The 23,007-nt window shown below is 68.2% G+C and carries 22 protein-coding genes; 3 read left to right on the plus strand and 19 right to left on the minus strand.

What is annotated here, in order from left to right:
- Nucleotides 1-17 precede the first annotated feature (17 nt).
- From fabG1 to BST28_RS00880, 7 genes are all read right to left on the minus strand, one after another.
- Nucleotides 18-770, minus strand: coding sequence for a 3-oxoacyl-ACP reductase FabG1 (fabG1, locus tag BST28_RS00850; protein ID WP_083079489.1), 753 nt, complete (start codon nucleotides 768-770; stop codon nucleotides 18-20).
- A 99-nt stretch (nucleotides 771-869) separates the two neighbouring features.
- Nucleotides 870-1,877 (minus strand): VWA domain-containing protein, encoded by a 1,008-nt coding sequence (locus BST28_RS00855; RefSeq protein WP_065288822.1) that lies wholly within the window; start codon nucleotides 1,875-1,877, stop codon nucleotides 870-872.
- A 31-nt stretch (nucleotides 1,878-1,908) separates the two neighbouring features.
- On the minus strand, nucleotides 1,909-2,820 hold the full coding sequence (locus BST28_RS00860; protein WP_083079491.1) for a DUF58 domain-containing protein: 912 nt from the start codon (nucleotides 2,818-2,820) through the stop codon (nucleotides 1,909-1,911).
- A gap of 59 nt (nucleotides 2,821-2,879) precedes the next feature.
- The gene (gene moxR1, locus BST28_RS00865; RefSeq protein ID WP_083079567.1) at nucleotides 2,880-3,989 is read right to left on the minus strand and encodes a chaperone MoxR1; all 1,110 of its coding nucleotides are present in this window, start codon (nucleotides 3,987-3,989) and stop codon (nucleotides 2,880-2,882) included.
- A gap of 122 nt (nucleotides 3,990-4,111) precedes the next feature.
- Complete coding sequence (gene ripB / locus BST28_RS00870; protein WP_019736343.1) at nucleotides 4,112-4,813, minus strand: NlpC/P60 family peptidoglycan endopeptidase RipB; 702 nt, start codon at nucleotides 4,811-4,813, stop codon at nucleotides 4,112-4,114.
- 11 nt (nucleotides 4,814-4,824) lie between these two features.
- A complete protein-coding gene (gene ripA / locus BST28_RS00875) occupies nucleotides 4,825-6,246 on the minus strand; it encodes an NlpC/P60 family peptidoglycan endopeptidase RipA (protein WP_019736344.1) in 1,422 nt (473 codons plus the stop codon).
- Nucleotides 6,247-6,488: 242 nt separating this feature from the next.
- On the minus strand, nucleotides 6,489-7,040 hold the full coding sequence (locus tag BST28_RS00880) for an Rv1476 family membrane protein (protein WP_065288821.1): 552 nt from the start codon (nucleotides 7,038-7,040) through the stop codon (nucleotides 6,489-6,491).
- A gap of 107 nt (nucleotides 7,041-7,147) precedes the next feature.
- Here BST28_RS00880 and BST28_RS00885 point away from each other — a divergent pair, with 107 nt between their 5' ends.
- Nucleotides 7,148-9,985, plus strand: a complete 2,838-nt coding sequence (locus BST28_RS00885) for an aconitate hydratase (protein WP_109560603.1) — start codon at nucleotides 7,148-7,150, stop codon at nucleotides 9,983-9,985.
- A 32-nt stretch (nucleotides 9,986-10,017) separates the two neighbouring features.
- Complete coding sequence (locus BST28_RS00890) at nucleotides 10,018-10,581, plus strand: TetR/AcrR family transcriptional regulator (protein WP_065288820.1); 564 nt, start codon at nucleotides 10,018-10,020, stop codon at nucleotides 10,579-10,581.
- 108 nt (nucleotides 10,582-10,689) lie between these two features.
- On the opposite strand, the gene BST28_RS00895 is transcribed toward BST28_RS00890, so the two are convergent.
- The 4 genes from BST28_RS00895 to trxA all read right to left on the minus strand — a co-directional run bounded on the left by BST28_RS00895 (nucleotide 10,690) and on the right by trxA (nucleotide 13,868).
- Nucleotides 10,690-10,887, minus strand: coding sequence for a helix-turn-helix domain-containing protein (locus BST28_RS00895; RefSeq protein WP_019736348.1), 198 nt, complete (start codon nucleotides 10,885-10,887; stop codon nucleotides 10,690-10,692).
- Between the two features lie 103 nt (nucleotides 10,888-10,990).
- Entirely contained in the window at nucleotides 10,991-12,628 is a 1,638-nt protein-coding gene (locus BST28_RS00900) for an ABC-F family ATP-binding cassette domain-containing protein (RefSeq protein WP_019736349.1), read from the minus strand.
- A gap of 17 nt (nucleotides 12,629-12,645) precedes the next feature.
- Nucleotides 12,646-13,467 (minus strand): enoyl-CoA hydratase, encoded by an 822-nt coding sequence (locus BST28_RS00905; RefSeq protein WP_065288819.1) that lies wholly within the window; start codon nucleotides 13,465-13,467, stop codon nucleotides 12,646-12,648.
- A gap of 26 nt (nucleotides 13,468-13,493) precedes the next feature.
- Entirely contained in the window at nucleotides 13,494-13,868 is a 375-nt protein-coding gene (trxA, locus tag BST28_RS00910) for a thioredoxin (protein ID WP_019736351.1), read from the minus strand.
- Nucleotides 13,869-14,020: 152 nt separating this feature from the next.
- On the opposite strand from trxA, the gene BST28_RS00915 reads away from it, so the two are divergent.
- Nucleotides 14,021-14,695 (plus strand): DUF5666 domain-containing protein, encoded by a 675-nt coding sequence (locus BST28_RS00915; RefSeq protein WP_234808153.1) that lies wholly within the window; start codon nucleotides 14,021-14,023, stop codon nucleotides 14,693-14,695.
- Nucleotides 14,696-14,701: 6 nt separating this feature from the next.
- Here BST28_RS00915 and BST28_RS00920 read toward each other — a convergent pair whose 3' ends face one another.
- From BST28_RS00920 to sufB, 8 genes are all read right to left on the minus strand, one after another.
- Nucleotides 14,702-16,435, minus strand: a complete 1,734-nt coding sequence (locus BST28_RS00920; protein ID WP_065288817.1) for an amidohydrolase — start codon at nucleotides 16,433-16,435, stop codon at nucleotides 14,702-14,704.
- A gap of 112 nt (nucleotides 16,436-16,547) precedes the next feature.
- Nucleotides 16,548-17,360 (minus strand): MBL fold metallo-hydrolase, encoded by an 813-nt coding sequence (locus BST28_RS00925; protein ID WP_083079495.1) that lies wholly within the window; start codon nucleotides 17,358-17,360, stop codon nucleotides 16,548-16,550.
- 13 nt (nucleotides 17,361-17,373) lie between these two features.
- Nucleotides 17,374-17,715 (minus strand): metal-sulfur cluster assembly factor, encoded by a 342-nt coding sequence (locus BST28_RS00930; protein ID WP_019734657.1) that lies wholly within the window; start codon nucleotides 17,713-17,715, stop codon nucleotides 17,374-17,376.
- Complete coding sequence (gene sufU, locus BST28_RS00935; protein ID WP_019734656.1) at nucleotides 17,712-18,209, minus strand: Fe-S cluster assembly sulfur transfer protein SufU; 498 nt, start codon at nucleotides 18,207-18,209, stop codon at nucleotides 17,712-17,714. The genes BST28_RS00930 and sufU overlap by 4 nt, the downstream gene beginning before the upstream one ends.
- Nucleotides 18,210-18,213: 4 nt before the next feature.
- Nucleotides 18,214-19,476 carry a cysteine desulfurase gene (locus BST28_RS00940; protein WP_065288814.1) on the minus strand — a complete coding sequence of 421 codons (1,263 nt, stop codon included), beginning with the start codon at nucleotides 19,474-19,476 and terminating at the stop codon, nucleotides 18,214-18,216.
- A gap of 1 nt (nucleotide 19,477) precedes the next feature.
- Nucleotides 19,478-20,263: a Fe-S cluster assembly ATPase SufC gene (gene sufC, locus BST28_RS00945; protein WP_083079498.1), complete on the minus strand. Its 786-nt coding sequence runs from the start codon at nucleotides 20,261-20,263 to the stop codon at nucleotides 19,478-19,480.
- Nucleotides 20,264-20,292: 29 nt separating this feature from the next.
- Nucleotides 20,293-21,486 (minus strand): Fe-S cluster assembly protein SufD, encoded by a 1,194-nt coding sequence (sufD, locus tag BST28_RS00950; RefSeq protein WP_083079500.1) that lies wholly within the window; start codon nucleotides 21,484-21,486, stop codon nucleotides 20,293-20,295.
- Nucleotides 21,486-22,943 carry a Fe-S cluster assembly protein SufB gene (gene sufB, locus BST28_RS00955; protein ID WP_019735437.1) on the minus strand — a complete coding sequence of 486 codons (1,458 nt, stop codon included), beginning with the start codon at nucleotides 22,941-22,943 and terminating at the stop codon, nucleotides 21,486-21,488. Before sufB ends, sufD begins: the two co-directional genes overlap by 1 nt.
- Nucleotides 22,944-23,007 lie beyond the last annotated feature (64 nt).

Here is a 23,007-nt window from a genome sequence, read left to right on the forward strand (position 1 = left end):
CGTGAGTGAACGAGTCGCTAGTGGCCCATGCCCATGCCGCCGTCGACCGGGATGACCGCGCCGGCGATGTAGCCGGCGTCCTCGGAGGCCAGGAAGCTGACCGCCCCGGCCACCTCCTGTGCGGTGCCGACGCGCTTGGCCGGGATGAACTCCAGTGCGCCCGCCTGGATCCGCTCGTCGAGCGCCCGGGTCATCTCGGTGTCGATGTAGCCGGGTGCGACCACGTTGGCGGTGACGCCCGCCTTGGACAGCTCGCGGGAGATCGAGCGGGCCATGCCGATCAGACCGGCCTTGGCGGCCGCGTAGTTGGCCTGGTTGCCGATGCCCCACATGCCCGAGACCGACCCGATGAAGATGATCCGGCCGAACCGCTTGCGCTGCATGCTGCGTGAGGCGCGTTGGGCCACCCGGAACGCCCCGGTCAGGTTCGCGTCGATGACCTCGGTGAACCGCTCCTCGGTCATCCGCATCAGGAACGCATCCTTGGAGATACCGGCGTTGGACACCAGCACCTCGACGGGCCCCTGGTGCTCCTCGACCTCTTTGAAGGCGCGGTCGACGGCGTCATTGTCGGTTACGTCGCACACCACCCCGAACAATCCCTCGGGCGCCCCGGAGCCGCGGTGGGTCACCGCCACCTTGTGGCCGTCGGCGGCCAGCCGCTGAGCGATCGCCAACCCGATGCCCCGGTTTCCGCCGGTGACAAGGACCGAACGGGACACGAACGGTGGTTTGACGGGGTTTTCGGCGGGTTCTGCAGCATCTGTCACCCGGCCAACTTATCGGACCAACACGTTGACTCTGCGCTGAGGGCGCGAGCTACTCGCACTTCTGCGCCGTGAGCGCAGAGTCAACGGCCGCAGTCGACCTCAGGCGGGCAGGCGCCGGTTCAGCAGCAACGCCGCCAGCCCGGACAGCGCCAGGATGAATGCGCCCAGCCGCAACCAGCCGGTGGACGCGTCACCGCGGATCGTCTCGTAGCCGATCTGATCCTGCAGGGTGGCGTAGACCTCCTTGAGCTGGGCCAGGCTGGAGGCGGTGTAGGCGGTGCCGCCGGAGAGGTCGGCGATCTTCTTCAGCGAATCGTCGTCGACCGGCACCGGCTGACGTTGCTCGTTGATCTCGACGTAGCCGTAGGGCGTGCCGAACGAGATCGTCGAGACCGGCACCCCCTGGTCCTTGGCGGTGCGCGCCGCGGTGAACGCCCCCTTGGGGTTGTCCGGGTTGGACGGGACGGTCTCCTTCCCGTCGGACAGCAACACGATGCGGGCCGGAGGCGGTGTGTCGCCGCCGCCGATGACCGCGCCCACGGTGGCGATCGCCTGCAGTGCGGTGAAGATGCCCTCCCCGGTGGCGGTCCGGTCGGCCAGTTGCAGCTTGTCGATCGCCGCCTTGGTGGCCTCGCGGTTGGTGGTCGGCGAGGTCAGCACGGTCGCGGTGCCGGCGTAGGCGATCAGCCCGAGGTTGATACCGGCGGTCAGCTCGTCGGCGAACTGCTTGCCGGCCTCCTGCGCGGCCACCAGCCGGCTGGGCTCGACGTCGGTGGCCCGCATCGACTGGGACACGTCGATCACCAGCATCACCACCGCACGGTTGCGCGGAATGCGCACGTCGTGGGTGGGGCCGGCCATCGCGACGGTGAACAGCAGCAGCGAGCTCACCAGCAGCACCGCCGACAGGTGCCGCCAGCGGGTCGGCGCCTGGGGCGCCACGCTTTCCAGCAGCTCCATGTTGGCGAACCGCAGGATCCGCCGCTGCCGCGCCACCTGCATGAGGATGTACAGCGCGACCAGGCCCAGGACGACGAACAAGAACAGGAAGAACCACGGGTGAGCGAAGCCGGACAGCGTCATCGGCCCGAGTAGCGGCAATGTCATAGCAGACCTGTCTTTTGCATGCGGGTCGAAATCAGGGCATCCCCGCCAGCGCCCCGCGCCGGCGTGACTCGACGAATCGGACGATGTCGGCGATCCAGTCCCGATCGGTGCGCAGTGCCAACAACGGTGCACCGCAGCTGCGCAACGCGTGCGCGACGTCGGCGCGGTGGGCGGCGGCGGCCCGGGCGAAGTCGTCGCGCAGTTTGGCGTCGATGGTGAACTCTCGGGTGACGCCGGATTCGGTGTCCTGCAACACCACATCGCCGACGTCGGGCAGTTCGACGTCACGCGGATCGAGCACCTCGATGCCCAGCACCTCGTGGCGGGCCGCGATCGCGCGCAGCGGCCGCATCCAGTTGATCGGCCCGAGGAAGTCACTGATCACGACGGCCATGCCGCGCCGCCGTTCGGGCCGGCGCAGTGCGTCGATGGCCGCCGCCAGGTCACCGCGCACCCCGACCGGGGCCCGTGGCGTGGTGGCGATGGTGCGCAGCAGCGTCTGCTCGTGGTTGCGCCCGGAGCGCGCCGGCACCCGCACGATCCGTTCGCCGTTGGCCACCAACGCGCCCAGCCGGTTGCCGCCGCCGCTGTTGAGGAAGACGATGGCCGCGGCCGCGGCGACCGCGAGGTCGCGCTTCTCGCAGGTGGAGGTGCCGAAATCCATGCTGGCCGACATGTCGATCACCAGCCAGGTCTCCAGCTCCCGGTCGGCGATCATCTGCCGCACGTGCGGGTGGGTGGTGCGCGCCGTGACCGACCAGTCCATCCGGCGCACGTCGTCGCCCGGCTGGTAGAGCCGTGACTCGCCGGGTTCGGAACCCGGGCCGGGGATCAGGCCGAGGTGATCGCCGTGCAGCACCCCGTCGAGCTTGCGTTTGACCGTCAGCTCAAGGGTCCGCAGCGCGGCGGCCAGCTTGGGGTCACGGATCCCGCCGCGCAGCATGGACGGCGGTGCGGTACTGGTTCCCGGGTCTGGTGCTCCCTGCCCGGTGCCCCGGTCGCTCACCGACCGCTGGCCACTGCCGCCGCGGTCGGGGCACCCGGCGGCGCCGAGTGCGGTTGCTGCGGAACCGCGTTCACCTGCGGCAGCGCCACGGTCTGCAGCACCCGGTTGATGACGATCTCCGAAGTGATCTCATCGGCGAGCGCGTCGTAGGACAACACCAGCCGGTGCCGCAGCACGTCGGGGATGACCTCGATGACGTCCTGCGGGATCACGTAGTCGCGCCCGCGCACCAGGGCCAGCGCCCGCGAGGCGGAGATGATGCCCAGCGAGGCACGCGGCGACGCCCCGAACGACAGCCAGTTCTTCACGTCCGGCATGCCGAACTGCTCGGGCTGGCGGGTCGCGGTGATGACCCGGACCACGTAGTCGACCAGCGCGTGGTGCACGAAGTTGTTGGCCGCCAGGCCCTGCAGCCGCAGCAGGTCGCCGGGGTTGAGGATCTGCTTGGGCTCCGGCGGGGTGACACCCATCCGGTAGATGATCTCGCGCTCCTCTTCCGGCGACGGGTAGCCGACGTTGATCTTGAACAGGAATCGGTCGCGCTGCGCTTCGGGCAGCGGGTAGACACCTTCGTGCTCGATCGGGTTCTGGGTGGCCATCACCAGGAACGGGTTGGGCAAGGGAATGGTCTTGCCGCCGATGGACACCTTGCGCTCCTGCATGACCTCCAGCAGCGCCGACTGCACCTTGGCCGGCGCCCGGTTGATCTCGTCGGCCAGCAGGAAGTTGACCATCACCGGACCGAGTTCGGTGTCGAACTCCTCGCGGCCCTGCCGGTAGATGCGGGTACCGATGATGTCGGTCGGCACCAGGTCCGGGGTGAACTGGATGCGGGCGAAGCTCCCGCCGACCACCTTGGCGAAGGTCTCCACGGCCAGGGTCTTGGCGACACCGGGCACGCCCTCGAGCAGCACGTGGCCCTTGGCCAACAGCCCGACCAGGATCCGCTCCACGAGCTGGTCCTGCCCGACGATGACGCGCTTGACCTCGAAGATGGCCCGCTCCAGCGCGTGTACGTCGGCGGCGAGCCCTGAGCCGGGGCCCTGGGCACCCTCCGAGCCGGGGAAACCGCTGGCGCCCGGGGGCGTCCCATCCGATGACGTCATCGAGAAATCCTCCACAAAGGTCGGTCAGACACAACTGCTTGCACGGCCCGCGGGCCGAGGGGCAGCGTCGTGCCCGCGTTTCACTATTCCAGGGTTAGCAGCATCCGTCGACGTACGGGCCGTCAGTACTCGATGATCCGGGTCAGATACGGCGTCATCCCGGAGGTCCGCACCGGGCTGACGACGACCTTGCCGGCGCTGCCGGAGGCCTCCAGCATCTTTCCGCCGCCGAGGAACATGGCAACGTGCTGGCCGCCACCGGGCCCCCAGAACATCAGGTCGCCGCGGCGGGCCTGGCTGGGCGGAATGTGCCGGCCGGCCTTGTACTGATCGCCGGAGAACCGCGGGATCAGGACGCCGACACCCGCGAAGGCGTAGCGCATCAGGCCCGAGCAGTCGAAACCGACGGTGCCGGCCCCGGAGTCGATGCCCTTGCTGGGACCGGTCAGCGAACCGCCGCCCCAGGAGTACGGCACCCCCATCTGGGAGCCGGCCCGGCGTATGACGTACTCGATGGCCTGCTTGCCGTGCACCCGCTGGCCCGGCGACACGTTGCCGACGGCTTCGTCGCCGACGTTGAAGCCCAGCCCGGACAGGAACTTGCGGCCCAGGTCCATCGTGGTCTGGGTGGCCTGCGCGGTGGCCTGCAACGACGCGTTGGCAACGGCCAGCGGGTCACCGGGGGCCCCGGCGCTGATCACCGCGGGCAGGGTGGGGTCCCATCCGGGATCGGCCGCCGCCGGTGCCGACAGGCCCAGCATCACCGGGACGCCCACCAGCAGCGATCCGATGAGGCTCAACAGCCGTAAGGAATTCTGTCGCATCAGCTCCGCCGTCAGTATTCGATGTATCGGACAACAAAAGGCGTCATGCCGCTCTTGCGCACCGGCGACACCTTCACGGTCTGTCCCACGTCGGGCGCCTCCAGCATCAGGCCGTTGCCCAGGTAGAGGGTCACGTGTTGACTTCCGCCGGGGCCGTAGAAGATGACGTCACCGCGCCGCGCCAGTGCGGTCGGGATCTGTCGGCCCATCTTGTACTGCGAGCCCGAGTAGTGCGGCAGCTTGATCCCCACCCCGGCGAACGCGTACAGGATCAGCCCGGAGCAGTCGAATCCGACGGTGCCCGAACCCGATCCGATGCCGCGGCTGGGACCGGCGGCGTTGCCACCGCCCCACGAGTAGGGCACGCCGCGCTGTGAGAGCCCCCGCCGGATCACGTATTCCGAGGCCTGCCTGCCGTACACCCGCGGGATGCGGCCGTTGGTGATACCGGGGTCATCGGGTTTGGCCAGCCCGATCGACTGGAGGAATTGGCGGCCCAGGTTCGAGGTCACCTGCGCGGAGGTCTGGGAGATGCCGAGCACCTGGTTGATGACCGCGATCGGGTCGCCGGGGATGTTGGCGCTGGGGATCATCGGCAGGGTGGGGTCCCATTCCCCGTCCCACTGGTCGCTGCGCTTGGCGGGCGTCGGGCCCCCGGAGGGGTTGCCCCACCGGTCACCGGAGGGCCCGCCGGCCGGTGCCGGGGTCTGGTCCTGGCCGCGGGCGGCGACCAGCTTGGCCTGCGCCTGATTGCGCTGCGCGGCCAGCCGGTCGATCTCGCCCTGCTGTTCACCGAACCTGCGCTGGGTCTCGGTGAGCGCGGCGACCGCGGCGTCCTGGCTGGACTGCGCGTCGGCGACCGCCTGGTCGGCCTTCTGCTTGGCCAGCCGGGCCGCCGACTCCTTGTTCAGCTGCTCGGTGCGGGCCCGCTTGAGGTTGTCCAGCGCCTGCTGGGAGCTCAGCGCTAGGGTCCGGCCGGCGGCGGCGGCGGCGATCATCTCCGACGGGTCGGTCGCGGTCAGATAGCTGTCGGACGGTCCGTTGACGTAGGTCGACGCGGCAAACGTGTTGAACCGCTTCTGCGCGGCGACGATCGCGGCGTCGGCGTCGGCGATCGCCTGATGACTGGCCTCCACTTCCTGCTGGGCGGCGGCCGCGTTCTCACGTGCGGTCTGCAGTTCCACCAGGGCCTTGTTGACGCCCTCCTTCTCTTCGGCGATCCGGGCCCCCAGGTTCTGCAGTGCCTGGTTGGCCTCGGCGACGTCGGCGATCAGCGCGGCGATGCTGTCGGGGCTCGGCGCCGGTTGGGCCGCCGCCAGCCCGGGGGTTCCCCCCAGCAGCGCAGCGCTGAGCACCGACGCTGTGGCGGCACGGGCCAGCCTGGCGGCCCACGGGAGGACAGCGCCCTCGGAGCCACAGCGGATGCGTCTCATTCGGCTTGGATCTCCTCGGACTCGGGCAGGGGCGCCGCGCTCTTCGGCCGGTGACGACAGCACAGCTAACAGCTGCGACTTTTGAACCATACGTCACATCAGTCACTGGAGAAACGTTCGTAACAAACTACGTCTTTGTAATTAAGCGGGTTGTGACCGACTAGTGACCTACTTCTTTGCCGCCATACGAAAGGCGGCGATCACCGATTGCCCAAAGGCGGTGAGTTCAGGCGGTAAGAGCGCTATTCCGTGGTCTCGACGTGAGCGGCAGCGCGTTTGCTGCGTGCCTGCAGAAACCGGGTGCCGACGGCCGCTGCCGCTACCCCGATCAGCAGTGCCACGGTCAGTCCCGTCCACGGCAGATCGGGGGTCGTCAATTCATTGAGGAAATTCCGCGCAGACACCACCGGATCGCCGGTTTTGGCGTGATCCTCGGCGGCCTCCAATTTGGCCCGGTGAAACTGTCCGCTGTAACTGCCGACATAAGTCGTACTGAGCACCAGCACGGTGGAGTCCGGGTAGTCATAGCCCACCACCGTGGCGACATCGCGCAGCGCAGTGTCCATCCCCGGGTTACGGGCGACCTCGACGATCTTGAGGTCGATGCCGTCGCGGGCCGCATCGGCCACCACATTGCGCAACGCCGGCACGTCGGCGGCCGGCGCGCTCACCCCATCGACGGCCACGGCAACCTTGACCAGCGCCATGCATTCATCCGGCGGGGTGGCCGGGTCGAGGCCGACGGTGATGCAGAGCTCGCCGGGAATGTAGGCCGGCAGATGCGGGGTGGTCACGGGTGTTGACGGTATCAAGTGCCGCCCAGGTGAGGTGATCCTTACTTCATGCAGGACACGCGTACTGTTAGGGTTTACGACGCCCGTCGGCGCGGACCCGTCGATGGATGAGGACTCGATCTCGGGGAGTTGAAGTGACCAGCAAAGATTCGGTGAATTCGTTCGGAGCACGCGACACCCTCACGGTGGGCGCCGACGAATATCAGATCTACCGCCTCGACGCCGTCCCCGGCACCGAGAAACTCCCCTACAGCCTCAAGGTGCTGGCCGAGAACCTGCTGCGCACCGAGGACGGCGCCAACATCACCAAAGAGCACATCAACGCGATCGCCAACTGGGACCCGGCCGCCGAGCCCAGCGTCGAGATCCAGTTCACCCCCGCCCGGGTGGTCATGCAGGACTTCACCGGCGTGCCGTGCATCGTCGACCTGGCCACCATGCGGGAAGCGGTCGCGGCCCTCGGCGGTGACCCCGCGAAGGTCAACCCGCTGGCTCCGGCCGAGCTGGTGATCGACCACTCGGTGATCCTGGACGTGTTCGGTCGCGCCGACGCCTTCGAACGCAACGTGGAGCTGGAGTACCAGCGCAATGGCGAGCGCTACCAGTTCCTGCGCTGGGGCCAGGGCGCGTTCGACGACTTCAAGGTCGTCCCGCCGGGCACCGGCATCGTGCACCAGGTCAACATCGAGTACCTGGCCCGCACCGTGATGGTCCGTGACGGCGTGGCCTACCCGGACACCTGCGTGGGCACCGACAGCCACACCACCATGGTCAACGGTCTCGGTGTGCTGGGCTGGGGCGTCGGCGGCATCGAGGCCGAGGCCGCGATGCTCGGCCAGCCGGTGTCGATGCTGATCCCCCGGGTGGTCGGGTTCAAACTGACCGGTCAGATCAAGCCGGGGGTGACCGCCACCGACGTGGTGCTGACCGTCACCGACATGCTGCGCCGCCACGGTGTGGTGGGTAAGTTCGTCGAGTTCTACGGCAAGGGCGTGGCCGAGGTGCCACTGGCCAACCGCGCCACCCTGGGCAACATGAGCCCTGAGTTCGGTTCCACCGCAGCGATTTTCCCAATCGATGACGAGACCATCAACTACCTGCGCCTGACCGGCCGCAGCGAGCAGCAGCTGGCCCTGGTGGAGGCCTACGCCAAGCGTCAAGGCATGTGGCACGACCCCGCCCGGGAGCCGGTGTACTCGGAGTACATCGAACTGGACCTGAGCACCGTGGTCCCCTCGATCGCCGGACCGAAGCGCCCGCAGGACCGCATCGAACTCTCCGACGCGAAGACCGCGTTCCGCAAGGACATTCACAACTACGTGGACGAAGAGGGCAGCGCCCCGCACAGTCAGCTCGACGAGGCGGTGGAAGAGTCGTTCCCGGCGTCGGACCCCGCGGTGCTGTCCTTCGCCGACGACGACGCGGCGGTGCCCTCGGCGGCAAACAACTGCAGCGGCCGGCCCAGCAAGCCGGTCAAGGTCTCCTCGGCCGACCGCGGTGACTTCATCCTCGACCACGGCGCCGTCGTCGTCGCCGGCATCACCTCGTGCACCAACACCTCCAACCCCGAGGTGATGCTGGGCGCGGCGCTGCTGGCCCGCAAGGCCGTCGAGAAGGGCCTGACCTCCAAGCCGTGGGTCAAGACCAACATGGCACCCGGATCGCAGGTGGTGACCGACTACTACAACAAGGCCGGCCTGTGGCCGTATCTGGAGAAGCTCGGCTTCTACCTGGGCGGTTACGGCTGCACCACCTGCATCGGCAACACCGGCCCGCTGCCCGAGGAGATCTCCAAGGCGATCAACGACAACGACCTGTCGGTGACGGCGGTGCTGTCGGGCAACCGCAACTTCGAGGGCCGCATCCAGCCGGACGTGAAGATGAACTACCTGGCCTCCCCGCCGCTGGTCATCGCCTACGCCATCGCAGGCACCATGGACTTCGACTTCGCCTCCGAGCCGCTGGGTAAGGACCACGACGGCAATGACGTGTTCTTGAAGGACATCTGGCCGAGCACCGCCGAGATCCAGGAGACCATCGCCTCCTCGATCGACCGGGACATGTTCACCAGCTCGTATGCCGACGTGTTCGCCGGCGACGAGCGCTGGCGCTCCCTGCCCACCCCGGAGGGCAACACCTTCGCCTGGGACGAGAAGTCGACGTATGTGCGCAAGGCGCCCTACTTCGACGGAATGCCCGCCGAGCCGGCACCGGTGGCCGACATCACCGGTGCCAGGGTGCTTGCGCTGCTGGGTGATTCGGTCACCACCGACCACATCAGCCCGGCCGGCGCGATCAAGAAGGGCACCCCGGCCGCCCAGTACCTGGAAGCCAACGGCGTCTCCCCCCGCGACTACAACTCGCTGGGCTCGCGGCGCGGCAACCACGAGGTGATGATCCGCGGCACGTTCGCCAACATCCGGCTGCGCAACCAGCTACTCGACGATGTGTCGGGCGGCTACACCCGCGACTTCACCCAGGACGGCGGCCCGCAGGAGTTCATCTTCGACGCCGCGCAGAACTATGCGGCGCGCAACATTCCGCTGGTCGTGCTGGGCGGCAAGGAATACGGGTCGGGCTCGTCGCGCGACTGGGCCGCCAAGGGCACCGTGCTGCTGGGCGTCAAGGCCGTCATCACCGAGTCGTTCGAGCGCATTCACCGCTCCAACCTGATCGGCATGGGCGTGATCCCGCTGCAGTTCCCGGCCGGGGAGTCCGCGGCGTCGCTGAAGCTCGACGGCACCGAGGTCTTCGACATCACCGGCATCGAGGAGCTCAACAAGGGCAAGACGCCGAAGACGGTGCACGTCAAGGCCACCAAGGGCGATGGCAGTGCAGTCGAGTTCGACGCGGTGGTGCGCATCGACACCCCCGGTGAGGCCGACTATTACCGCAACGGCGGCATCCTGCAGTACGTGCTGCGCAACATGTTGAAGTCGAAGTAGGTCAGGTAGGCCACGTAGGCGGCGAGCAGCTGATGCCCAGGGTCAGCGAGGATCACCTGGCGGCCCGGCGTCGCCAGATCCTTGACGGCGCGCGGCGGTGTTTCGCCGCCTACGGCTACGACGGGGCCACGGTGCGACGGTTGGAGCAGACCGTCGGGCTGTCACGGGGGGCTATCTTCCATCACTTCCGCGACAAGGACACCCTGTTCTTCGAGCTGGCCCAAGAGGATGCCGCGCAGATGGCGGAGGTGGCCGCCCGGTCCGGCCTGATCGGCGTCATGCGGGACATGCTGGCCGCGCCGGAGCAGTTCGACTGGCTTGCCACTCGCCTGGAGATCGCGCGCAAGCTGCGCCACGACCCGGAGTTCCGCCGCGGCTGGGCGGAGCGATCAGCCGAATTATCCGCTGCGACAACGGATCGGCTGCATCGGCAGAAGCAGGCCGGCCGACTGCGCGAGGACGTTCCCAGCGATGTGCTGCACACCTATCTAGACCTGGTGCTCGACGGCCTGGTGGCACGGCTGGCCTCGGGAGAGGATCCCCGGCGACTGTCCGCGGTGCTCGACCTGGTGGAGGATTCGGTGCGGCAGCGCTGATTTCGGTTGTGCGGCTTTCGGTTCGCCAGCCCGGCGCGAGCGTGCACACAATGTCAGTGGCGCCCGGCGTGTCGCGCGCAAACGCGCACGCTCGCCGGGGGTGAACACTCAGCGGGACCGGGTGCGGTGGTTGGGCCCGCCGCGGCTACGCATTGCCACACCGGACTCCCGCAACATGCTGTGTACCGAACCGTATGACCGCCCGGTGGACGCCGCCAGGGTGCGGATGCTGGCCCCGCGCTCGTAGGCGTTGCGCAACTCGATCAGCTGTCGATCGCGCAGCTTGTTCGGTTTCGTCGTCGCCACGTGCCCTCACCACCCCTTCGCCGTACCAACGGGTTCAGCGTAGGAAGGCATCGGCGGCGCCGGGCGGCTTTGGCTGAAATCCAGACGGACCGCGACCCGGGTGCTATGCCAACTCGATCAGATCGCGGTAGTCGGCCGACCAGTGATCCTCGGTGCCGTCGGGCAGCAACACCACCCGCTGCGGATCGAGGGCCTCGGCCGCGCCCGGGTCGTGGGTGACCAGCACGACGGCCCCGGTATAGCTGCGCAGCGCATCGAGCACCTGCTCGCGCGAGGCCGGGTCGAGGTTGTTGGTCGGCTCGTCGAGCAGCAGCACGTTCGCGGTCGAGGCCACCAGACCCGCCAGCGCCAGCCGGGTCTTCTCGCCGCCGGACAGCGTGCCGGCCGGTTGATCCAGCTGCGGCCCAGTGAACATGAACGCGCCCAGCAGGCCGCGCAGATCCTGTTCAGAGGTGTTGGGGGCGGCATGGACGGTGTTCTCCCACACCGTCGCCGCGTTGTCGATGGTGTCGTGCTCCTGGGCGAAATAGCCGATCTTGCAACCGTGTCCGGGCTCGAGCTGACCGGCGTCGGGGGTTTCCACTCCGGCCAGCACCCGCAGCAGCGTGGTCTTACCGGCACCGTTGAGGCCCAGCACCACGACCCGCGAACCCCGGTCGATGGCCAGGTCCACGCCGCTGAACACCTCCAGCGAGCCGTACATCTTGGTCAGGCCGCTGGCCATCAGCGGAGTCTTTCCGCACGCGGCCGGCGTCGGGAATTTGATCTTGGCGACCTTGTCGGCGACGCGTTCCTCGTCCAGCGCGGCCAACATCCGGTCGGCGCGGCGCAGCATATTCTGCGCGGCAACGGCTTTCGTGGCCTTAGCGCCCAATTTGGCTGCCTGGGTGCGTAGCGCGGCGACCTTGCGTTCGGCGTTGGCACGTTCCCGCCGGCGCCGCTGCTCATCGGTGGCCCGGGCGTCGAGGTACTTCTGCCAGCCCATGTTGTAGACGTCGGCCTCACCACGCACCGCGTCGAGGAACCACACCCGGTTGACCACATCGGCCAACAGGCCCACGTCGTGACTGATCAGCACCAGTCCCCCGCTGTGGTTCTTCAAGAAGTCGCGCAGCCAGCCGATCGAATCGGCGTCGAGGTGGTTGGTCGGTTCGTCGAGCAGCAGGGTGGTCTCGGCACCCGCTCCCCCTGCCCCGCCCTCGCCGGCGGCGAACAGGATGCGGGCCAGCTCCACCCGGCGGCGTTGCCCACCCGACAGGGTGCGCAGCGGCTGGGTCAGCACCCGATCCGGCAGGCCCAGGCTGGTGCAGATCCGGCCCGCCTCGCTCTCGGCGGCGTAGCCGCCCAGCGCGGCGAAGCGCTCCTCGAGCTGGCCGTAGCGGCGGATGGCGCGGTCCCGCTCGGTGTCGTCGACGACTTCGGCCATCAAAACCTGCTGCTTCTCCAGGTCGGCCAGGATCGTGTCGAGGCCGCGGGCCGAGAGCACCCGGTCCCGGGCCAGGACGTCGAGATTGCCTTCACGGGGGTCCTGCGGCAGGTAGCCGATCTCTCCGGTACGGGTGATGGCGCCCGCGTAGGGCTCGCCTTCACCGGCGAGGATGCGCAGCGTGGTGGTCTTGCCTGCGCCGTTGCGGCCGACCAGGCCGATCCGGTCGCCGGGTTGCACCCGCAACACCGACCCCACCGAGTCGAGCAGCGTGCGCGCTCCGGCGCGGACCTCGAGGTCCGTAGCGGTGATCACGCGCGCGTACTCCTGAGCTATTTGTCGTCGGTGAAGACCGGTGGGCGCTTCTCGGCGCGCGCAGCGACGGCTTCCTCGAAGTTGCTGGTCAACAGGCGCACATAGAGCTGTCCGAGCCCCTCGGCCTGCATGTGCCCCTCCAGACTACCGGCATCGAGTCCGCTCCACAGCGTCCGCTTGGTCAGTTCGGTGCCCGGCCGGGAGAATCCGGCGATCCGCTCGGCCAGGTCATAGCAGGTATCCAGCAGATCCGCCGGCTCGACCACCCGGGACACCAACCCGATCCGCTCGGCCTCGGCGGCGTCGACGTCGCGGCCGGTGAGCATGATCTCGAACGCCCGCGACGCCCCGATCGCCCGCGGCAGCAGATAGCTCAGCCCCAGTTCACTGGCGGTCAGGCCGTTGTTGATCCCGGCCGCCCGAAAATAGGCGCCCGCCGCGGCGACCCGGATGTCGGCCGCCAGTGCCAGGCACAGTCCGCCGCCGATGGCCGCGCCGTTGACCGCGGCGATCACCGGCTGGTGCAGCCGCCGCAGCGACAGGATGATGTCGTCGAGCAGTTCCATCGACCGCAACCCGAAACTGGGCCGGGTCAGCCCGGCCACGTGCGGCACCGAACCGGCCGACTTGTGGTCGGCACCGGAGGAGAATCCGCGCCCCGCGCCGGTGAGCACCACCACCCGCACCGCATTGTCGTAACTGATCTGCGCCAGCACATCGCGCAGTGGCACCATGACGTCGAACGCCATCGAGTTCATCCGCTCCGGGCGGTTCAGCGTGATCAGCGCGACCTGCGGACGCGGGCGTTCGACGAGGACGAATTCGGATGCGGCGGTCACGGTTGCACGCTATCGCGTGCGGCGGATCAGACCTGTTCGGGCTTGTCCTGGTCAGCCTGCGCGGCCAGGGCAGCCTCCACGTCGAGCTCCTTGACCTGCTGAACCAGGTGCTCCAGGGCCGCCGCGGGCAGCGCGCCGGCCTGGTTGAACACCAGCGTGCCCTTCTTGAACGCCATCAGGGTGGGAATGGACCGGATCTGCGCCGCGGCGGCGAGCTGCTGTTCGGCCTCGGTGTCGACCTTGGCGAACACCACGTCGGGGTGGTTCTCCGAGGCGGACTCGAACGTCGGCGCGAATGATTTACACGGTCCGCACCAGGAGGCCCAGAAATCGACCAGAACAATGTCGTTATCGGCGATGGTTTCTTCGAATTTCGCTGCGGTGAGGTCTTGAGTTGCCATGATTGCCCCAACGCCCGGGTAAGCCGTGGTGTTCCCGGCCGCCGCCGGGTGATGGTGCAGTGGCTACACAGCGGGCGCACAGCACAGTGCTAGCCGTGCGCTAACTTAACCATTAACGGTGGTAACACCCTGTCCGGCGGCAGCCGCCGCAGATGTCGACGAACGGAGAAATGTTGATGTTCGCCCACCCCAATCCCGCACCGGCGATCTGGTCGATGACCGGCGCCGCCGCGCTGTTCGCTGCCGCGCTGCTGGTTCCGGCACCGGCCCACGCCGAGGGCGACCGGGTGATCGGCCCGGTGTCCTCGGTGACCGGCAGCACCTTCGAGGTGGCCCGGCCCACCGGCACCGCCACGGTCGCCTTCAGCGACTCCACCCGCATCGTGGAACCGGTACCGGCCCAGCTCGGCGAGATCACCGCCGGGACCTGCATCAAAGCCGGGGCCACCCCGGACAGCGCCCCCGCCGACAGCGGTGCGATCACCGCGAAATGGGTGGCGATCAGCACTCCGGTCGACGGCAAATGCCCGCAGCGACCCGGTGGCACCGACGCCCCCGCGCCGCCCGCTCCGCATCGCGGTGTCCGCGGTGTCGTCGACTCCGTGGCCGGCAACACCATCACCGTGACCGGCGCCAACGGGCAGACCACCGTGACGGTCAGTGACGACACCCACCTGCGCAGGATGGTCACCGTCGGTGCCGGGGTGATCAGCGACGGCAAGTGCGTCGCGGCCCGCGGCGCCAAGGACGCCGACGGCGTGCTGCAGGCGACCAGGATCTCGGTCTGGGCGCCCGACGGCGACGGCTGCCCCGAGCCGCCGGTGTAACCGGGGCTACCCCAGCACCTTCCCGTAGGTCTGGCGTCCCATCAGATAGGTCGCCTCGACCGCGACGTCACGGAGGTCGGCCGGCGGGATACGCCGTGGGTTGCGCGACAGCACCACCAGATCGGCGTACTTGCCGGGCTCCAGGCTGCCGATCTCGGTGTCCAGCCGCAGCTGCCAGGCGGCGTTGATGGTCTGCGCCCGAAGCGCCGCGTCGACGCCGATGCGTTGCTCCGGGGCCAGCACCCGGCCACTCCCCTTGGCGATCCGGTTCACCGCGGTGGCGATGTTGCCGATCGGGTCGGGCGGGGTGACGGTGCCGTCGTTGTGGAACGACAGCCGCAAACCGGCGTCCAGCGCTGAGCGCGCCGACATCCAGTGCGCGCCGTGATCGGGACCGAACAGCTTGTCCACCAACACATCTCCCCAGAAGTAGATGTGCTCGATGAACAGACTCGGGGTGACACCCAGGTGTGCGGCCCGGGCGAACTGATCGGGCCGCATGGCCCCGACGTGTTCGAGCCTGGGCCGCAGCGCCGGGGGCACCTGCGCCTGTTCGTAGGCGTCCAGCACCACGTCGATCGCGGCGTCGCCCTGCACATGGCAGGAGACCTGCCAGCGCTGATCGATGAAAGCGGTTGCCAGCTGCTGGATCTGTTCGGGTGTGTAGTTCATCCCGCCCCGATGGTCGCGACCCAGCCCCATGCCCGCGGTGGTCGCGTTGTTCAGGTACGGGAAAGTGGTGAAGATGTTGCCCTGCCACGGCGATCCGTCGGCCCAGATCTTCATGCCGATCTTGTCGAACAGCACGTCCGCGCCGGCCCGCTTACCGCGCACATTGCTCGAATCGTCGGCCAGCTCCGGGGTGCCGATCTCATAGGCGCGCACCCGCACCGCGCAGTCGGCCTGCTGGGCCAGCTTGGAGAAGACCTCCGATTGCGCACGGGCGTCATAGGAATGCTCGGTGGCGGTCGCGATACCGGCGCGGGCCAGCTGGGCGTAGGCCCAGCGCAGGTTGTCGCCGGCGTTGGCCATGATCGCACCGGAGAACGGGGCGGTAAGCGCCATCAGCGCCGCCGTCTCGCGCACCTCACCGGTCAGCTGCCCGTCCGGCCCGTGCAGATACTGCGCACCGGGCGGGTTGGGCGTGGTCTTGGTGATTCCGGCCGCGGCGAATGCGGCGGTGTTGCCGTAGCCGGCGTGGCCGCTGTTGGTGATGATCACGACGGGGTTGTGCGGTGCCAGGCGGTCCAGCTCGGTGCGGGTGAACGACCCCAGCCCGGTCTGCAGCAGCGGGTCGACACCGTTGAGCAGGATCGGCTGGCCCTTGGGCGTGTCGGCAGCCGCCTCGGTCAGCTTCTCGAACACGCCGCTGGCGGTCGAGACCGTGAAGGGGCGCACGTCGATGGCCGGCGGGGCCAAGGTGGTGCCCATCTCGAACGGGTGACCGTGCGGTTCGACGAACGCCGGCAGCAACGCCCGCCCGCGTAGGTCGACGACGGTGGTCCCCGATCCCCGCAGCCGCAACACCTCGTCGGCGGTGCCGACCTTGCTGATCCGGGCCCCGGTGACCGCAAGTGCTTCGGCCTCGGGTGGTCCCGGCGCCACCGTCACCACCGGGCCGCCGATGAAGATGGTGTCGGCCCCGGGTCCCCGCGATCCACACCCGGCGAGCCCGCCGACCGCCGTACCGGCGGCCGCAGCCGCCATCCCGGCCATGAAGCGTCGCCTGCTCGTCGTCACCCTGTCCGCTCTTCTCAGTCGCAGTCGACCGCCGCCGAAGGCCCTACGCGGTTCACGCGACGAGTATGTCAGCGACCATCACGAGCCCGGTCACCCGGCCGTTCGGGCCGGATCAGGTCAGGTCGTCGTAGTCGCCGCGCACCCAGGCAGCATGGCGGTCGGCGGAGAATCGCACCGCCGCCGCGCCGCCGGTATCGATGGTATTGGCCAGCAGCCCGTAGATCCGGTCGAACCGCAGGTCGGCCAGGGTGTCGGCCATCCGCTGCACCACCGTTGCCGACAACGGGATCCGATTCGGATAGCTGCGCAAGAAGGCCACGGTGCGCCGATCCGGGTTCGGGAAGATGGTGTCGCCGACCAGCAGCACCCCGCGCCCGTCGGCGCCGTCCGCCCAGCAGGCCACCGCGCTGCCGGGGAAATGCCCACCGACCTGGACCACGGTCAGCGTCGGTGTGAGCGTCAAGCGGTCCGACCAGTAGTTGATCACCGGGTCGGGCCGCATCACCCAGTGCGCGTCGGCGGCGTTGACGTACACCGGCACCCCACCGAGGCGGCGGCTCCACTGGACCTGGGCGCCAAACATGTGCGGATGGCTCGCGACGATCCCGACGACCGGGCCGCGCTCGGTCACCGCGGCCACGGCGGCATCGTCGAGGAACCCCGAGGGGTCCCACAGCACGTTCCCGCCCACGGTGCACACCAGCTTGCCCAGCTGACCGATCCCCAGCGGCGGGGTGCTGCCGAGCGCGATCAGCCCGGGTTCTAGGACGGCGACGGTGGACCGAACGCCCTCGGCGGCCAACTCCTCCAGCGTCGCCCACTGCTGCCCTTCGGCCGGCACCCACTGCCGCTCGTCGGCGCAGATCGTGCAGACCTCCGGCGTGGCGTCGTGCTCGACGCCGCATGTCCTGCACAGCCAGAACACGCGGCCGGCTCCCTCAGACCGTGAAACCGACGGCGCGCATCATCTCGCGGCCCTCGTCGGTGATCTTGTCCGGGCCCCAGGCCGGCTCCCAGACCCAGGACAGGTCGAGCTTTTTGACCAGGCCCGCGCCCACCGTGGCGTTCTCGACCTGTTCGGCGATCATGTCCTGCAGCGGGCAAGCCGGTGAGGTGAGCGTCATGGTCACGACGGCGGCGGCACCGTCCTCGTCCTGCCGGATCGACAAGTCGTAGACCAGCCCCAAGTCCATGACGTTGATGCCGATCTCGGGGTCGATGACATCATGCATCGACTCCTCGACCTCGGCGAGCAGCTCGTCCGGTCCGGTTTCGCTCATTGCTTCATCTCCTGAGTTGTCGCACTGACGGACGCCAGTGGTTGTTCCTCTGCCTTCGCGAGAGCTTGCGCCAACGCGTCTTTGAACGCCATCCAGCCCAGCAGCGCACACTTGACCCGCGCCGGATACTTGGCGACCCCGGCGAACGCGACACCGTCGCCGAGCACTTCCTCGTCACCCTCCACGGTTCCCCGCGACGAGATCATCTCGTGGAACGCGTCGAACTTCGTCAAGGCTTGGGGCACAGTCAATCCGATCACCTCAGAAGCCAGCACCGAGGTCGCGGCCTGCGAGATCGAGCAGCCCTGCCCGTCATAGGAGATGTCGGCGATCTGCTCACCGTCGGCCGACAACGCCACCCGCAGGGTCAGCTCGTCGCCACAGGTCGGGTTGACGTGGTGCACCTCGGCCCCGAAGGGTTCCCGCAGCCCACGATGCTGCGGGTGCTTGTAGTGATCGAGGATCACTTCCTGATAGAACTGCTCGAGTCGCACGTCTTCACACCCCGCCGAAGAATTTCACGGCCCGGTGGATTCCCTCCAGCAGCCGCTCAACCTCGTCGTGGGTGTTGTACACCGCGAACGACGCCCGAGCGGTGGCCGCCACATTGAACTTGCGGTGCAACGGCATTGCGCAGTGGTGACCCACCCGCACCGCGACACCGTCGTCGTCGAGCACCTGGCCGACGTCGTGTGCGTGCACACCGTCGATCACGAATGAGACCGGCGACCCGCGGTCAGTCATCGTGGTCGGCCCGACGATGCGCACCCCGTCGATGCCGGCCAGCCCTTCCAGGGTGGCGGCCACCAGCTCGCGTTCATGGGCTTCCACGACGTCCATCCCGATCGCCTCCAAGTAGCGGACGGCCGCGGCCAGCCCGACCACCTGCGAGGTCATCGGCGTACCGGCCTCGAAACGTTGCGGCGGCGGGGCGTAGGTGCTCGAGGACATCGTCACGGTCTCGATCATCGACCCGCCGGTGAGAAACGGCGGCAGGGCCGCCAACAGCTCACGGCGACCGTAGAGCACCCCGATCCCGTTGGGGCCGAGCATCTTGTGGCCGGAGAAGGCGGCGAAGTCGACGTCCAGGGTGTGCAGGTCGACCGGCTGGTGCGGCACCGATTGGCACGCGTCCAGCACCGTGAACGCACCCACCTCCTTGGCCCGCGCCACCAGTTCGGCTACCGGAGCCAACGCGCCCGTCACGTTCGAATGGTGGGTGAATGCAACGACTTTGACCCGTTCGTCGAGTTTCAGCGAGTCCAGGTCGATGCGTCCGTCGCCGGTCACCTCATACCAGCGCAGCGTGGCACCGGTGCGACGCGCCAACTCCTGCCACGGAATCAGGTTGGCGTGATGCTCCAACTCGGTGGTGACGATGACGTCGCCCGGGCCCACGGCGGCCTCGAAGCGATCATCGCCGAGTGCATAGGAGACCAGGTTCAGCGATTCGGTGGCGTTCTTGGTGAACACCAGCTCGTCCGGGTCGGCACCGACGAAACGCGCGATGGCGCGCCGGCCGTCCTCGTAGGCGTCGGTGGCCTCCTCCATGAGCTGGTGCGCGCCGCGGTGCACCGCGCCGTTGGAGTTCAGCAGGAACTCCCGCTCGGCGTCCAGCACCTGCAGTGGACGCTGCGAGGTGGCGCCGGAATCCAGGTAGGCCAGCCGAGTTCCGCCGCGCATCACGCGATTCAGGATCGGGAAGTCCGCCCGAATCGCGTCGAGGTCCGGCGCCGCCGGACGACTGACCGACACCGTCATGTCAGGCTCCCGCCGGGGCCTGCTCGGTGAAGCGCTCGTAGCCGCTCTCCTCGAGCTCGTTGGCGAGCTCCGGGCCGCCCGACTCGACGATGCGCCCACCGGCGAAGACGTGCACGAACTGCGGCTGGATGTAGCGCAGGATCCGGGTGTAGTGGGTGATCAGCAGCACGCCGCCGTTCTCGGCCTGCTGGTAGCGATTCACCCCTTCGCTGACCACCCGCAGCGCGTCGACGTCCAGGCCGGAGTCGGTCTCGTCGAGGATCGCGATCTTGGGCTTGAGCAAACTCAGCTGCAGGATCTCGTGGCGCTTCTTCTCCCCGCCGGAGAAGCCTTCGTTGACATTGCGCTCGGCGAAGCCGGAATCGATGCCCAGCTCGCTGAAGGCCGCGCGCTGCTCCTTGATCCAGGCGCGCAGCTTCGGGGCCTCGCCGCGCACCGCGGTCACCGCGGTGCGCAGGAAGTTCGACATCGACACCCCGGGCACCTCGACCGGGTATTGCATCGCCAGAAAGAGACCGGCGCGTGCGCGTTCGTCCACCGTCATCTCCAGCACGTCCTGGCCGTCGAGGGTGATCGACCCGGACGTCACCGTGTATTTGGGGTGGCCCGCGATCGCGTACGACAGGGTCGACTTGCCCGACCCGTTGGGCCCCATCAGCGCGTGGGTCTCACCGGAGTTCACCGTCAGGTCGACGCCGTGCAGGATCGGGATCGACTCCGTTGCATCGTCGCCGACGCCGCCCGGCGAGACGCTCACGTGCAGGTCTTTGATTTCCAGTGTGCTCATTGCTGATTCGTGTCCTTAAGTCTTGGTGGCTACTTGTTCTCGGTGACCGCGAGTTCACGCTCGACGGCTTCGGTGAGGCGCTCCTGCACGAACGGTACGGGGATCTTGGAGATGATCTCGCCGAAGAAACCCCGCACGATCAGCCGTCTGGCCTGATCTTCTGGAATGCCGCGCGCCTGCAGATAGAACAACTGCAGGTCATCGAATCGCCCGGTTGCGCTGGCATGGCCGGCCTGGATGATCTCACCGGTCTCGATCTCCAGGTTGGGGATCGAGTCCGCGCGGGCACCGTCGGCCAGCACCAGATTGCGGTTCACCTCGAAGGTGTCGGTGCCCACGCCCGCGGCGCGGATCAGCACGTCACCGACCCAGACGGTATGGGCGTCCGGCAGTGCCGAATCGGGGTCGCCCTGCAGCGCGCCCTTGTAGAGCACGTTGGAGCGGCAGTTGGGCTGGCCGTGGTCGACCAGCAGCCGCGACTCGAGGTGCTGGCCGTCGTCGGCGAAGTACAGGCCGAGCAGCTCGGCGTCGCCGCCCGGGCCGTCGAACCGGACCCGCCCGGTCAGTCGCACCAACTCGCCGCCCAGCTCGATGGCGGTGTGGCGCAGCACCGCATCCTTGCCCAGCGCCGCGTGGTGCATGCTGACGTGCACCAGGTCCGCGGCGGCGTCGGCGATCCACACCACGGTCAGCTGCGCGGCGTCATCGACGACGAATTCGACGTTGTCGGCGTAGGTTCCGCTGCCCCGGATGTCGATGACGACCGTCGCCCGCGACAGTTCCTCGGCCCGCAGCTGCAGGTGTCCGTAGGCCGTCGCACCGGTTCCGGGACCGGTGACGGTGATGGTGATCGGCTCCTCGACGCTCGTGCCCTTGGGCACGGTGACCACCGTCGCGTCACGGAACGCCGAAAAGGCTTGGGCGGCAATCCGGTCGGCGGGTACGCCCGCCGCGCCCAACCGGTCGTCGCCGCGCTGCACGGTCTCGGTCCGCACCGCCGCGTCCGCCGAGACCTCGATCGTGGCCGACCCGTCGGCGACCGCGGAGCCGTCGTGCAGGCCGCGCAGCCGGCGCAGCGGGGTGAACCGCCACGCCTCGTCGCGACCGTGCGGCACCTCGAAGGCCTCGACGTCGAACGAGGTGAACTGGGCACCCTTGTTGACGCCTTCGGCTGCCTCGGTCAGGTTGGTGGTGGAGGCGGACCTCACATCCGTCGAAGTCACTAGCCCACCGAGCCTTCCATCTGCAGCTGGATCAGCTTGTTGAGCTCCAGCGCGTACTCCATCGGCAGTTCCTTGGCGATCGGCTCCACGAAGCCGCGCACCACCATCGCCATCGCCTCGTCCTCGGTCAGACCGCGGCTCATCAGGTAGAACAGCTGGTTCTCGCTGACCTTCGACACGGTGGCCTCGTGGCCCACGGTGACGTCGTCCTCGCGGATGTCGACGTAGGGGTAGGTGTCACTGCGGCTGACGTCGTCGACCAGCAGCGCATCGCATTTCACGCTCGACTTCGCCCCGTGCGCGCCCTTGTGGATCTCCACCAGACCCCGGTAGGAGGACCGGCCCCCGCTGCGCGCCACCGACTTCGACACGATGTTCGACGACGTGTTGGGCGCCAGGTGCAGCATCTTGGCGCCGGTGTCCTGGTGCTGGTCCTCGCCGGCGAACGCCACCGAGAGCACCTCGCCCTTGGCGTGTTCGCCGGTCATCCACACCGCCGGGTACTTCATGGTGACCTTGGAGCCGATGTTGCCGTCGACCCATTCCATGGTGGCGCCCTCTTCGGCGCGCGCCCGCTTGGTGACCAGGTTGTAGACGTTGACCGACCAGTTCTGAATGGTGGTGTAGCGGCACCGGCCCCGGGGTTTGACGATGATCTCCACCACCGCCGAGTGCAGCGAGTCGCTGGAGTACACCGGCGCGGTGCAGCCCTCGATGTAGTGCACGTAGGCGTCTTCGTCGACGATGATCAGGGTGCGCTCGAACTGGCCCATGTTCTCGGTGTTGATCCGGAAGTAGGCCTGCAACGGGATGTCGACGTGCACGCCCTTGGGCACGTAGATGAACGATCCCCCGCTCCACACCGCGGTGTTCAGCGCGGAGAACTTGTTGTCCCCGGCGGGGATGACGGTGGCGAAGTTCTCCCGGAACAACTCCTCGTGTTCCTTGAGCGCGGTGTCGGTGTCGAGGAAGATGACGCCCTGCGCCTCAAGGTCTTCGCGGATCTTGTGGTAGACCACCTCGGACTCGTACTGTGCGGCCACCCCACCGATGTAGCGCTGCTTCTCGGCCTCCGGGATGCCCAGCCGGTCATAGGTGTTGCGGATGTCCTCGGGCAGGTCGTCCCACGTCTGGGCCTGCTTCTCGGTGGACCGGACGAAGTATTTGATGTTGTCGAAGTCGATCCCGGACAGATCCGAGCCCCAGTTGGGCATCGGCTTCTTCATGAAGGTCCGGTATGCGCGCAGCCGAGCCTGCAGCATCCACTCCGGCTCGTTCTTCTTCGCGGAGATGTCGCGCACGACGTCCTCGGAGAGACCGCGCTGGGCGGCGGCGCCCGCGGCATCGGTGTCGGCCCAACCGTATTCGTACCGGCCCAGCGACGCGATCGTGTCTTCCTGGGTCAGCGGCTCTGTGGCCGCCGTGGGGGAAGCGGTGGCCTCCGGCGTGAGTGTCATGGTGACGCTCCTTCAGTGCTCGTGATGGCTTCGGCGCAGGCTGTGCGCCGAAGGTCGATCGGTG

The organism is Mycolicibacter kumamotonensis (assembly GCF_002086285.1).
Classification (GTDB): domain Bacteria; phylum Actinomycetota; class Actinomycetes; order Mycobacteriales; family Mycobacteriaceae; genus Mycobacterium; species Mycobacterium kumamotonense.